The organism is Paraburkholderia sp. (assembly GCF_036488505.1).
GTDB lineage: Bacteria > Pseudomonadota > Gammaproteobacteria > Burkholderiales > Burkholderiaceae > Paraburkholderia.
Window position 1 is genome coordinate 1 of the sequence record NZ_DASXHN010000258.1, and the last position, 12,902, is coordinate 12,902.

At 63.9% G+C, this 12,902-nt stretch carries 11 protein-coding genes and 1 pseudogene; 10 read left to right on the plus strand and 2 right to left on the minus strand.

Translation table 11 applies throughout. The annotated features are described in order from the left end of the window. Positions 1-550: 550 nt before the first annotated feature. Positions 551-1,087, minus strand: coding sequence for a LysR substrate-binding domain-containing protein (locus VGH68_RS15585; protein ID WP_331604541.1), 537 nt, complete (start codon positions 1,085-1,087; stop codon positions 551-553). A gap of 84 nt (positions 1,088-1,171) precedes the next feature. Here VGH68_RS15585 and VGH68_RS15590 point away from each other — a divergent pair, with 84 nt between their 5' ends. Beyond that, positions 1,172-1,501 carry an alpha/beta hydrolase gene (locus VGH68_RS15590; RefSeq protein WP_331604553.1) on the plus strand — a complete coding sequence of 110 codons (330 nt, stop codon included), beginning with the start codon at positions 1,172-1,174 and terminating at the stop codon, positions 1,499-1,501. A 239-nt stretch (positions 1,502-1,740) separates the two neighbouring features. On the opposite strand, the gene VGH68_RS15595 is transcribed toward VGH68_RS15590, so the two are convergent. Beyond that, positions 1,741-3,732 (minus strand): glycoside hydrolase family 28 protein, encoded by a 1,992-nt coding sequence (locus VGH68_RS15595; protein WP_331604542.1) that lies wholly within the window; start codon positions 3,730-3,732, stop codon positions 1,741-1,743. Between the two features lie 840 nt (positions 3,733-4,572). Between VGH68_RS15595 and VGH68_RS15600 the strand changes: the two are divergent. From VGH68_RS15600 to hpxZ, 9 genes and pseudogenes are all read left to right on the plus strand, one after another. After that, positions 4,573-4,911: pseudogene (locus VGH68_RS15600) on the plus strand (allophanate hydrolase-related protein); the annotation flags it as partial. After that, complete coding sequence (locus tag VGH68_RS15605) at positions 4,908-6,005, plus strand: BMP family ABC transporter substrate-binding protein (RefSeq protein WP_331604544.1); 1,098 nt, start codon at positions 4,908-4,910, stop codon at positions 6,003-6,005. The pseudogene VGH68_RS15600 and the gene VGH68_RS15605, both read left to right, overlap by 4 nt. An 18-nt stretch (positions 6,006-6,023) precedes the next feature. Further along, a complete protein-coding gene (locus tag VGH68_RS15610; RefSeq protein WP_331604545.1) occupies positions 6,024-7,139 on the plus strand; it encodes an ABC transporter permease in 1,116 nt (371 codons plus the stop codon). Continuing rightward, positions 7,132-8,058, plus strand: coding sequence for an ABC transporter permease (locus tag VGH68_RS15615; RefSeq protein WP_331604546.1), 927 nt, complete (start codon positions 7,132-7,134; stop codon positions 8,056-8,058). The genes VGH68_RS15610 and VGH68_RS15615 overlap by 8 nt, the downstream gene beginning before the upstream one ends. Before the next feature lie 20 nt (positions 8,059-8,078). Beyond that, positions 8,079-8,777 carry an isochorismatase family cysteine hydrolase gene (locus VGH68_RS15620; protein ID WP_331604548.1) on the plus strand — a complete coding sequence of 233 codons (699 nt, stop codon included), beginning with the start codon at positions 8,079-8,081 and terminating at the stop codon, positions 8,775-8,777. Continuing rightward, positions 8,774-10,366: an ABC transporter ATP-binding protein gene (locus VGH68_RS15625; protein ID WP_331604549.1), complete on the plus strand. Its 1,593-nt coding sequence runs from the start codon at positions 8,774-8,776 to the stop codon at positions 10,364-10,366. Before VGH68_RS15620 ends, VGH68_RS15625 begins: the two co-directional genes overlap by 4 nt. A 13-nt stretch (positions 10,367-10,379) precedes the next feature. After that, on the plus strand, positions 10,380-11,378 hold the full coding sequence (locus tag VGH68_RS15630) for a formamidase (RefSeq protein ID WP_331604550.1): 999 nt from the start codon (positions 10,380-10,382) through the stop codon (positions 11,376-11,378). 3 nt (positions 11,379-11,381) lie between these two features. Beyond that, positions 11,382-12,041, plus strand: coding sequence for an isochorismatase family cysteine hydrolase (locus tag VGH68_RS15635; RefSeq protein WP_331604551.1), 660 nt, complete (start codon positions 11,382-11,384; stop codon positions 12,039-12,041). Between the two features lie 3 nt (positions 12,042-12,044). Continuing rightward, complete coding sequence (gene hpxZ / locus VGH68_RS15640; RefSeq protein WP_331604552.1) at positions 12,045-12,449, plus strand: oxalurate catabolism protein HpxZ; 405 nt, start codon at positions 12,045-12,047, stop codon at positions 12,447-12,449. Positions 12,450-12,902: the final 453 nt, after the last annotated feature.

Genomic DNA, 12,902 nt, shown 5'->3' on the forward strand with positions numbered 1-12,902 from the left:
CACACGCGACGAAGTGGTTGCGGTCATCGACGGGAAGAAATAAAACAGCCGGTGTTTTAGCGGTAGCGGTGGTCGCTTGTCGGAAGCACGGTGCGGATCCGCCCGTGCGGTGCTTCCGGGACCGCTGGGCGCGCCCCCTAGGTCAGGCCCGTGCCGGCGCTGGCGCCGGCCGCCGGCGCGTGACCGGCAGCAACACCGCCGCCGCCGATACCAGTTCGAACCCCGCCGCCACCAGGAAGAGCGGGGTGAAATGCCACTGCGCGTGACCATCGCTCCGCCGATCGCCGGGCCGATCATCCCGCCGACCTTCGACGCGCCGTGCGCCCAGGCCACGCTGGTCGCACGCATCTCGGTCGGCGAGATCGTCGCGCAAATCGCATTCAGCGCACCCCAGCTGCTGTTGTATAGAAGCCGAGCATCGCGAAAGCAAACGGCGCCCCGACCGAGCGGCTGGTCTCGAATGAACGAGCCAAGGTGCCTCGCCGGTTCGGGGGCCTGAAGGGTCAAGATCCGCATTGGGACGACTCCGATGCGCCGCTGCCCGATGACTTTATCCTTTGTGCGCGAATGCCAGCATGATCGCGTTGCCCAACTCGTCGGCTACGCTGGCCGATGCGCCCGGCTGTGCGAACATCGTGAACTCGACATCGGGCAGTACCGGCAGGCCGGCATCCGGCGCGAGCGCATGCAAGCCGTGCACGAGTTGCGACTGCGTGATGGGCGTCACCGCAAAGCCTGCTTGCGCGGCGGCACATAGCCCGGCGCCGCTGGGACACACCAGCACGATCCGATAGTCGCGGCCTGCGTGGGCGAGCGCGGCCAGCGCAGCCTCGCGATACGGGCACGGTTCCGGTAACAGTGCGAGCGGCACCGGCATACCAGGCGCAGGCGATGCCAACGTCGCCGTGGCCCACACGAGCGGCTCGCGCCACAGTACGTGTCCCAGGCGGGCATCGTGGCAGCGTCCGCCGATCACCCGGTCAAATTCGCCCTGATCCATCGCCTGCAGCAGTTGGCCCGGGATGCCGACCCTGACGCTGAACGCGGTGCGCGGATAGCGCACCGCAAACGCCTGCATGACATTCATGAATCTGACGTTGGCGAGGTCTTCGGAAAGGCCGACGCGGATCGCGCCCTCACTGGGGCCGCGAAGCAGTTGTGCCTGCGCATCATGGTTGAGCGCGAGGATGGCGCGCGCGTAACCCAGCAGCAGTTCGCCGTCCGCCGTGAGCGTGACAGAGCGCGTCTGCTCGCGGCGACACAGGAGCCGTGGTTTTCAGGCTGTCTCGCCGAAAATATCGGTCACGCAGCATGGCATGACAAGCCGTCCTGGTATGTTCTGACGACGGAAGACCATATCGTCGGTCCCGCCTTCCAGATGAAGATGGCGAAACGCATCGGCGCTACGGTCGTCAATGTGGACGCGAGTCACGTGCCGATGCTGTCGAAGCCTGAAGAGGTCGCAGCTGCAATCATCTCCGCAGCGCGGCAGACAAAGTAGCAGGACGCGCCCATCGCCAGGAAACCAGCCGGCGCATGTTCAGCGACGCCGGTTAGTTCGCACCATACGGTGAATCGCGGCGTTTTGCAGGGCAACTGGAAGCTACCGGCTACGTGAGAGCCTGAACGGCTCAACACAATCTCACAGGACCGCTCTTTGAGCGGTCCTTTTGCTTTGCCGGCTGGGGCCTTCCATGCACGTCCGACGCGGCTCGGCAACGCAACCTCACGCGCGAGCCTTCACCGCGCGTCGGTGACGGTCTGATTCAACGTCTTTCCTGCGATCACCGTGTTGTTGAGCACGATGTCATGCACGTTGTACGCGTAGATCGGTCCTGGCGTTGTCGCCGTTGCCGGACCGGCCGCGACAGGCGTGCCGAAATCGCAGTTGGTGATGGTCACGCCGGCAATCGCGGGAATGGCGGGCGTCGGCGCGGGGCCGTTGTAGTCGAACGCGACCGGTCCTTGCGCGACGATCGCCTGAAAGCACGATGCCGTGACGCCGTTCAGGGTGACGTTAGTCGCCTTCACGTTCGAGATATTAACGTTCTGCACGAGCGCGGGCCGCGTGCGGATCGCGTCCTTCGACGGCTGATAGTCGCAGTCGAAGGTGATGATGCCGCCCTGCGCCGCCGATGGATTCGCCGCGCTCGCCGTCACCACGCCGAGCGGCACCGTCGCGTTGATCGGACTGCCCGCGAGCAGACTGCTGCCATAGCCCGACGGCGACAGACTCACGCCGTTGGGCAACGTGACGTTGTCGACATAGAAGTTCTTCACGAAGCCGCCGCGATTCATGTTCGTCTTCACGCGAATGGCGATGTTGAGCGAGTTCGTCGCCCAGAACTTGTTCAGCATCTGGAGATTGCGCGCGTAGATGTTCTGCACGCCGCCGCCCATTTCGCTGCCGAGCGTGATGCCGCCGTGGCCGCTGTTCATCGTGCAGTTCTGGATGACGTGGTTCTGCGCGGGGCCGTATTGCGTATCGAGGTCCTTGCCCGACTTGATCGCGATGCAATCGTCGCCCGTGTTGAACGTCACGCTGTCGCACAGCACCATGTCGCACGCATCGGGATCGAAGCCGTCGTTGTTCGGCCCAATGCTGTCCACCGTCACGCCGCTGATCACGACGTTCTTGCAGTCGGTCGGATGATGCTGCCAGAACGGCGTGTTGATGGTGCGATAGCCCTGCATCAAAACGTTCGTGCAACCGATGAATTCCACCATGCTCGGCCGCAGATAATGCCCGATGCCGAAGATTCGCTTCTCGATCGCCACGCCCGCTTCCGACAGCGCGGGCAGATAGTTCTGGTCCTGCTGCCAGGGCGTGGCGGGGTCGGTGAGCTTAGCGTAGAGCGCATCCGAAATGCCGGGCGCGGCCGTTTGCAGATCGACGTTGTTCGGATTCGCGAAAGCCTGAGAGGGCGTCGACGAGCCCGCATAGCCGTAGGCGCCGCTGTTGCCTTTCCATGTCCACCAGCACGTCGCGGTGTTGCCGCTTCCGGCGAACGGCGTCATGGCCTGGCCATTGAGAACCGACGTTTCACCTTCGCCGGTGACCGCGATGTTCGTCTGATTGCGCGCGTAGACCGGCGGGCCGTAGTTCAGGCAGTCGTTGGCCTGCCATCGGCTGTAGTAGAGCTTGCCGTTCGCGCCGCAGTCGATCGGGCCATCCTTCGCGTAGTCCGCCGGGTTCGGGCTGAAAAAAATCTCGCAGTTCGCGCTCAGATGGAAGTCGACGTTGGACTGCAAGACGATCGGCCCGGCGCAATACCAGTTGCCCGCAGGCACGACCACGCGCCCGCCGCCCGCCGCGCTGCATGCCGCGATGGCCGCAAGGAACGCGCTGCGCGAGTCGAAGGAGCCGGGCGCCTGCGTCTGGTCGGAGCCGGTGCTGACCGGCGACTTGGACGGATCGGTGTACGGGCTCGTCGCCGCGACGACGGTGCACGGCTTCGCGCCGTAGTCCGTGACGAGGAACTGGCGGCTCGGCACCATTGACGTCGACACGTTTTTCAGCGCGTTGATGATCTGCGTCGCGGAGCCGGACGGGCCCCAGATCGGGTCTTCCGGCGTGCTGGAGGACCCCGAATCGTGATGCCCGCCGCCGCAGCCGGCGAGCACGCTCAGGCTGCCGAGGCTGCCGATGAGCGGGGCGCTTGCCGACGCGCCGGCGAACTTCAGAAGCGTGCGGCGGCGGGTAGAGGCGGGGGCGGTGGGGCGTTGTTTCATGCTTGTCTCCATTCCGGTTTGTCCGGTTCTAATGGGTAAATTCGAACGACATCATACGACCGTCCGCCGGCGTAGAAGGCGGCCATCAAAGAAAGCGTTTTCCTGCGTGACGATAGCCAGCCGGTAGGCCGGGCGTCAAGCGTCGCGTGACCGCATCCAGCTCGGGATTTTCCCGTAAGGAAGCGATTACCCGGCGGCGAACCTATCTCATACGACATCATGTGTCAGTATTGCCGCAAGCGTCCGCGCCGATCTCGACCAGGAACCGATAACGCTTCACGAAGCGCTGGCTGACCTGGCGAAACGCAGCCCCTTGTAGCGCGCGTCATAGCCGAGCCGCGCTGTACGGGTGCGAGGAGCTGCTGCCGCTCCTCGCGACGACAAAAGGTGGGGACGGGTGTTCACCGAGGCCCATCCGCTCAGTGAAAACAAGGCGATGCGCTACTGCTTGAACGGCCCGTCAATGGCTCACATAACAAGCGGCCCGGGGCGCTGATTTCGCGCGTAGCCAGCGCACCGTTTGAGGGATTGCACGCACCATCTCCGTTTGCAGTCGACCCCCGATGAACCGGGTCCGGCCAGCGCAGGACAACGGCGTTTCGCCTAACCCGTTGTTCGGAAAGCGAATTCTATTGCTGGCATAGACAGTGCGTTGCGAGTTCCAACTTGTATTCAAGATTGAACTCATGAAAGCAACCGATCCAGACTTGCCGTTCACCGTCGTGTAGTAACCGATGCGTACAGCCCTAGGGAACTCGATTCGTCGCGGGTCATCGCGACGACGCTTGCGGTCATCGCGGCGAGACATCGGCCGGAAGCGCGACCTTTACGCTCGCCGTCGTCGGAGCGCGTCTGAGCGGCATGCCACTCGAAGGGCAGATAAAGCAGCCGGGCGTGCGGTTCGTCGAAGCGACCGTTACGTCGCCGCGTTACCGGCTCTTCACGCTCGCTGACACGCAGCCGCCCAAGCCAGGCGTCGTGCGCACGTACGCATCGGGCCACGCGATAGCAATCGAGCTATGCGAGATGCCGATGCGCGCGTTCGTCGCTTCTGCGCGCCTGCCGCTGTCGCCGGAAAGCGGCGCGCGCGACGTTACATCTCGCCTCGGCTGGCGCGGGTTTCAACACAGCCTTGCATCGACATCCCACGATCAACCCACACAGGAAGCCACCTCATGACCAACCGCCGCGAGTTCATCAAAGGCGCGAGCGCACTTGCGCTCGGCAGCGCATTCCCGTTCGAGCTGGCCTTCGGCGCGAGCAATCTCACCGTCGGCGTGATCTACGTCGGCGCGAAGGGCGACTACGGCTATAACCAGGCGCAAGCGCAGGCCGCGGCGATCATCAAGAAAATGCCAGGCGTGAAGGTTGTCGAGGAAGAGAACGTGCCCGAGACCGTCGCCGTGCAAAAGAGCATGGAAGCGATGATCGAGCAGGACGGCGCGACCCTGATCTTCGCGACCTCGTTCGGCTACTTCGATCCGCACGTGCTAAAGATGGCCGCGAAGTATCCGAAGGTGCGCTTCGCGCATTGCGGCGGTTTGTGGAAGCAGGGCAACCCGCCGAACATCGCGAGCTACTTCGGCTATATCGATGAATGTCAGTATCTGAACGGCGTCGTCGCGGGGCATGCGAGCAAGAGCAGGAAGCTCGGTTTTGTCGCCGCCAAGCCGATTCCCCAGGTGCTGCGCAACATCAACGCGTTCACGCTCGGCGCGCAATCCGTCGATCCGTCCATCACGACGCACGTAATCTTTACCGGCGACTGGTCGATGCCGGTCAAGGAAGCGGAAGCGGCGAACAGTCTCGTCGATCAAGGCTGCGATGTGCTGACCTGTCACGTCGATGGCCCGAAGGTGGTGATCGAAACGGCGGAGAAGCGCGGCGCGATGAGTTGCGGTTATCACGCGAGCCAGGCCGCGCTCGCACCGAAAGGTTATCTGACCGGCGCGGAGTGGGACTGGGCGACGCCGTTCACGCAACTCGTCACCGATGCGCAAAGCGGCAAGCCGCAGCCAAATATCCTGCGAGGTGGTCTGAAGGAAGGCTTCGTGAAGATGTCGCCGTATGGCGCGAAGGTCACGCCCGATGCGAAGGCCAACGCCGACGCCATCAAGTCGAAGATGGTCGCGGGCGACTACGTGATCTTCAAGGGCCCCGTGAAGGACAACAAGGGTGGCAACGCAATTGCTTCGGGCACCAGCTACGCGCAGACAGACATCAAGCTCGAAAGCATGAGCTATCTGGTCGCGGGTGTGGTCGGGCAGATCTGATTGTCAAAAGGAGTTGCCATGCGCCCGTTCGATCCCGGACCGCGTCTGTTGCTCGGCGCGCTGCCCGTGCTGCCGACGCTGTGCGCGCTCATCGGCACGCTGATGCTGTTCTCGCTCTTTCTGCTCGTGCAAGGTCAGCCCGCCGGCGACGCGCTTTTACTGATCGCGCAGGGCGCGTTCGGTTCGTCGTTTGCGTGGCAGAGCACGCTATTGCGCGCCGCGCCGCTGATGCTCACCGCGCTGTGCGTCGCGCTGCCCGCGCAGGTTGGGCTCATCGTGATCGGCGGTGAAGGCGCGCTCGCGCTCGGTGGACTCGCGGCGGCCGTGGTGGCCACAGTTGTTCCCGCCGCCATGCCCTGGTTCATCGCCACACCGTTGATGGCGGCCTCGGGCATGCTCGCGGGCGGCATCTGGATCGGCGCGGTCGGCGCGCTGCGGCAACTTCGCGGGGTGAACGAGACCATCAGCAGTTTGTTGATGTCGTACATCGCGATTGCCCTGTTCAAGCATCTCGTCGAAGGCCCGTTACGCGATCCTGCCAGTCTCAACAAGCCCTCGACGCCGCCCGTCCCCGATGCGTTCGGGATCGGCTCGCTGCCGGGCCTCGACGTGCATTGGGGCCTTTTCTGGGGCGCGCTCGCGTGCATCGCGGCGTGGGTCTTCGTGCGTCACAGCACGAAGGGGTTCGCGATGCGCGTCGCGGGCGGCAACCATCACGCGGCGAAACTCGTCGGCCTGCCGGTGAATCGCCTCGCGATCGCTGCCTGTGCACTGGGCGGCGCAGCGGCGGGACTTGCCGGCATGTTCGAAGTCGCGGCGGTGCAGGGCAGCGCGAATGCATCGCTGCTGGCGGGCTATGGCTATGCGGGCATCCTGGTCGCGTTCGCGGCCCGTCAAAACCCGCTCGCGATCATTCTCTGTGCGGTGCTCGTAGGCGGCATCGAGGCAAGCGGTTCGCTGCTGCAACGCCGTCTGGGTCTGCCCGATGCAACGACGCTCGTGCTGCAAGGCCTGCTATTCGCCAACCTGCTCGCCTGGGAAGCGATGGGCGGACGTCTCACGGCATGGAGCGTGAAGTTGCAGGCGATGTCGGTCGCACGTTCAGCCGTCCGGCTGGAGGGCACTCATGTTTGATGCACATTCACCCGTCGCTGTTCTGCTGTTGTCGCTATTCGCGGGCGCGATTCGCGTTAGCACGCCGTATCTGTTCGTCAGCATCGGCGAATGTCTGACGGAGAAGGGTGGCCGCGTCAATCTCGGTCTCGAAGGCATTCTCGTCTGCGGCGCGATGACAGGCTACGCGGCCGCGTTTTTGAGCGGCTCGGCGTGGCTCGGCGTGCTGGCTGCCGGATGCGCGGGGCTGCTGCTCGGCTGTCTGCACGGGCTCGTGTGCTCGCTGCCGCGCGTGTCGGACATCGCGTTCGGCATTGCGCTGATGCTGATCGGCACCGGCCTCGCGTTTTATCTCGGCAAGCCGTTCATCGAGCCGCAGGCGCCGATGCTGCCGTCGATCGATCTCGGCGCGTGGGCAGCGTCGCCGCAACTGCATAACGCGCTGCATATCAATCCGTTGTTCATCATCGGCGTGCTGCTGGCGTTCACGTTGCAATGCGGCTTGCGTCATACGCGCTGGGGCATGGCGCTGCGTCTGGTCGGCGAGAACGCGGAAAGCGCTCGCGCGATGGGTTATCCGATCACACGCGTGCGCGTTCTGGCGACGACCGTCGGCGGTTTTTTCGCAGGCGTAGGCGGCGCTTATCTGTCGCTCGTGTACCCCGGAAGCTGGAACGAAGGCTTGTCGAGCGGACAAGGCTTGATGGCGGTCGCGCTCGTCATCTTCGCGCGCTGGCAGCCGTTGCGATGCCTGTGGGCCGCGCTCATCTTCGGCGCGGCTGGGGCGCTCGGGCCTGCATTGCAGGCGATCGGCGTAACGAGCGGCTACTACCTCTTCAACGCCGCCCCGTACGTGCTGACGCTCGCGATCATGATCGTCAACTGCCGCCCCGATCGCACGCTCGCGGGCGCCCCTGGCGAGCTGAGTCTCACACGCTGATTCATTCACGGAGCAAAACCATGACCCGCTTCATCGAGGCACGTCCCTATCCGTGGCCTTACGACGGCAATCTGCGTGCGGACAACACCGCGCTCGTCATCATCGACATGCAGACGGATTTCTGCGGAATCGGCGGCTACGTCGACAAGATGGGCTACGACCTTTCGCTCACGCGCGCACCGATCACGCCGATCAGGACCGTTCTCACGCTAATGCGCGAACACGGTTTCACGATCATCCATACGCGCGAAGGACATCGTCCGGATCTGTCGGATCTGCCCGCCAACAAGCGTTGGCGTAGCCGTCGCGCGGGGACCGATGGCATTGGTATTGGCGATGACGGACCGTGCGGCAAGATCCTCGTGCGCGGGGAGCCAGGCTGGGAGATCATCGACGAACTGAAGCCGATCGAAGGCGAGATCGTCGTCGACAAGCCGGGCAAAGGTTCGTTCTGCGCGACTGACCTCGAAATGGTTCTGCGTACGCGCGGCATCGTCAATCTGGTGCTGACGGGCATCACGACCGATGTCTGCGTGCATACGACGATGCGCGAAGCCAACGACCGCGGCTTCGAATGCACGATTCTCGCGGACTGCTGCGGCGCGACCGACCGAAGCAATCACGACGCCGCGCTCGACATGGTGCTCATGCAGGGCGGCGTGTTCGGCACCGTATCGGATTCAAAGGCGCTGCTCGCGACGCTCGGAAGCCGATCATGAGCAGGACGACCGGAGCAATGGGTGTGGAAGTGCTGGGTGCAACCAAGCGCTACGGCGCGTTCACCGCGCTCGACGACGTAACGCTCAAGGTTCGCGCCGGCACCGTGCATGCCCTGCTCGGCGAGAACGGCGCGGGGAAGAGCACGCTTGTGAAAGGTCTTGTCGGCTACGGCGTGCTCGACGAGGGCGAGATCATCGCGGATACGCGACAGGTGAAGATCGCTTCGCCGCGCGACGCGCAGGCGCTCGGTATCGGCATGGTGTATCAGCATTTCACGCTGGCCGCGGGCCTGTCCGTCGAAGAAAACCTGCTGCTCGCGCGCGGGCGTCTGCCTTGGAAGATCGACTGGCCGAAAGAGCGCGCCGCCCTCGATGCGTTCATGCGCGCAATGCCGTTCCGCCTGCCGCTCGGTGCACGTGTATCGGGGCTCGCGGCTGGCGAAAAGCAGAAGCTCGAGATTCTCAAACAGCTTTATTTGCAGCAGCGTTTTCTGATCCTCGACGAACCGACATCCGTGCTCACGCCGCAGGAAGCCGACGAAGTACTCGGTTTGATGCGCGAGTTCGCCATCCGGGGCGAACTGACTGTGCTGATGATCACGCACAAGTTCCGCGAAGTCATGGCCTATGCCGACGACGTCACCGTGCTGCGCAAGGGACAACTCGTCGGCACCAGTGCGGTGGCGCACACGAGCCGCGACAAGCTCGCCGCCTGGATGATGGGCGGCAATGCCGCAGACGACGATCCTGAACTCGCCGGCGCGCGTCCCGCGCGCATATCCTGTGCATCGGATGCCCCGGTGCGCCTCGCATTGTCGAAACTCAGCGTGGTCGATGATCGCGGACACACGGCGGTGCGCGACGTATCGCTAACGGTCAGGTCGGGCGAAATACTCGGCATTGCGGGCGTGTCGGGCAATGGGCAGAAGGAACTGATCGAAGCGCTCGTCGGACAGCGACGCGTGCAGGCCGGCGAAATGCGCATGCATGGCGAGCCCTATCGCGCCACCCGTGAGGAGATGACGCGTCTGCGCGTGTTCGCGTTGCCCGAAGAACCACTGCGCAACGCGTGCGTCGCAAAGATGAGCATCGCCGAGAACCTGGCGCTGCGCGACTTCGATCGCGCGCCGATGAAACGCCACGGCTGGCGTCTCGACCGCCGCGCGATGCGCGAGCGCGCCGAACGACTCATCGCTGAATTCAACGTCCGACCGCCGGTGTCCGCGCGCGCCATCGGCACACTGTCCGGTGGCAATGTGCAGCGTGCGGTGCTCGCGCGCGAACTCGGACAGGCGGTGGACGTGCTGATCGTCGCCAATCCGGTGTTCGGCCTCGACTTCGCTTCGGTCGCGGACATCCATGCGCGCATTCTCGCCGCGCGCGATGCTGGCGCGGCGGTGTTGCTCGTCAGCGAGGATCTCGATGAACTGCTCGAGCTGGCCGATCGCATCGCAGTGATCGCGGAAGGGCGGCTCGTGCACGAAACGGCTGCGAGCGGTGCGGATCGCGTCGCGTTGGGAAGGCACATGGCGGGACACGTCGAAAGCATCGACAGCGATGCGACGGAACCCGTCACCGTTCATGCATGAAGGAGCGAGAAGAATGAGTTCGAGTGGTCTGGGCGGATTAAACAAGTCGCCACAAGGCATCGTGGTCGGCCTCGTGCAGTTGCAGAACCCCGATGTCGCGACACCGGATGAACTCGACGCGCAGACGCAGCGCATCGTCGAACTGGTGGGCAAGGCGCGCCGCAATAATCCGGCGATGGACCTGGTCGTGTTCCCCGAATACATGCTGCACGGATTGTCGATGCGCACCGACGATGCCATCATGTGTTCGCTCGACGGTCCCGAAGTGGCGGCGTTCAAGGCCGCGTGCATCGAACATCGCATCTGGGGATGCTTTTCGATCATGGAGCGTAATCCGGGCGGCAATCCGTATAACAGCGGCATCCTCATCGACGACAACGGCGAGATGCAGCTTTACTACCGCAAGCTGCATCCGTGGGTACCGGTCGAGCCGTGGGAGCCGGGCAATGTCGGCGTACCGGTATGCGTCGGGCCAAAGGGCGCGAAGCTGTCGCTGATCATTTGTCACGACGGCATGTTCCCGGAAATGGCGCGCGAAGCCGCTTACAAGGGTGCGGAGATCATCGTGCGCACGGCCGGTTACACGGCGCCCATTCGCCATGCCTGGAAAATCACCAACCAATCCAACGCGTTCCAGAATCTCGCGCAGACGGCGAGCGTCTGCCTGTGCGGCAGCGACGGCACCTTCGATTCCATGGGCGAAGGCATGTTCTGCGATTTCGATGGCACCGTGATGGTCGAAGGCAGTCATCGTCCGGATGAGATCATCACGTGTGAAATGCGCCCCGATCTCGTACGTGAGGCGCGCGTGCACTGGGGCGTGGAAAACAACATCTACCAGTTCGGGCATCGCGGATACGTGGCTGTGAAGGAAGGCGCGCAAGACTGCCCTTACACTTTCATGCAGGACATGGTGCGCGGTGAATATCGGTTGCCGTGGGAAGACGAGGTCGTCGTAAAGGACGGCACATCGTGCGGCTTTCCGGCGCCCGAGCGCCGTTACAAGGGCTGAACGATGCCCACCCTGACCCGCGCACAACCTTCTGCCTTCACCTTCGATGCCCGGCGCACCGCGTTGATCGTCATCGACATGCAGCGGGATTTCATCGAGCCTGGCGGCTTTGGCGAAGCGCTGGGCAACGACGTGTCGCTGCTCGCGTCCATCGTGCCCACGGTCGCGCGCCTCATCGCGCACGCGCGCGCGCGCGGCTGGCTCGTCGTGCATACGCGCGAGTCGCATGCGCCGGACCTGTCGGATTGTCCGGATGCGAAGCGGCGGCGCGGCGCACCGCACGCGCGCATCGGTGACGTAGGCCCGATGGGCCGCATCCTCGTGCGCGGCGAACCGGGCAATGCGATCGTCGATGAGCTCGCGCCCGTCGCCGGCGAGATCGTCGTCGACAAGCCGGGCAAGGGCGCGTTCTACGCGACGCATCTCGCACAAGAACTGGCGCAACGCGCCGTCACGCATTTAGTGTTCGCGGGCGTGACGACCGAAGTCTGCGTACAGACGACGATGCGGGAAGCCAACGATCGCGGCTTTGATTGCGTGCTGATCGAGGACGCGACCGCGAGCTACATTCCAGCGTTCAAGATCGCGACCATCGACATGATCCGCTCGCAAGGCGGCATCGTCGGATGGACCGCGACGCTCGCGGACCTCCTCGAGGCCTGACCGATGACGATCGAACTGAATCGCCCTGATACGGTGGCCGAGGTGGAACTTGCATTCGTCGCATACGAGCGCGCGCTCGTCGACAACGATGTCGCAACGATGAACGAGCTCTTTTGGAACGCGCCGGAAACCGTGCGCTACGGTATCGCCGAAATGCAGCATGGCGGCGATGAAATTCGCCGCTGGCGGGAGTCCTGTGTGCCCGTGCCGCCTTCACGGCGATTGCAGCACACGGTGGTCACGACCTTCGGCACGGACTACGCCACCGTGAGCACCAGATTCACGAGCGATGCTACGCCGCTCGTCGGCCGTCAGATGCAGACGTGGGCGCGCATCGGCGATCCGTCGGGTGAATTCGCGGGATGGATCATCGTCGCGGCGCATGTCAGCCTGATCGATGCGGCCTGAGAAGTGGGCCATCGTTTGACGCAGCACAGCCCGACTCCGGAGACACGAGCCTGGAGCTTTTTTTGGATCTGCCGGTGAGGGCAGGTCAGCTTGCTCGTCGAGCGTTTTCAGTGTCGAACCGGGATACGTCAGCTGCCGCTGGGGTCGTGCAGCACGGGACGTGCCGAAGGCCTATTACCTGCTCATTCGATCAGCGATACAGCGACGTGGCGTCGTCGTGGTTCATCTATGAGAAGAATCCGACGCTTCACTGGGTCCGCCGATTGCTCGTCAACTGCAGCTTTACCACAGACGGTCGAACGCGCGACTCACCAATTCACGTGAAGCGCCGTTGCCGGATCGATTGACCAGTTCGCGCCTGAGCGCGAAGACGATAGCGTCCTGCTCTTGACGGACAAAATCGCCTGGGCGCACCTCAACCTTCCGTGATGTCCAGGAGGCTCGCATGCCGCC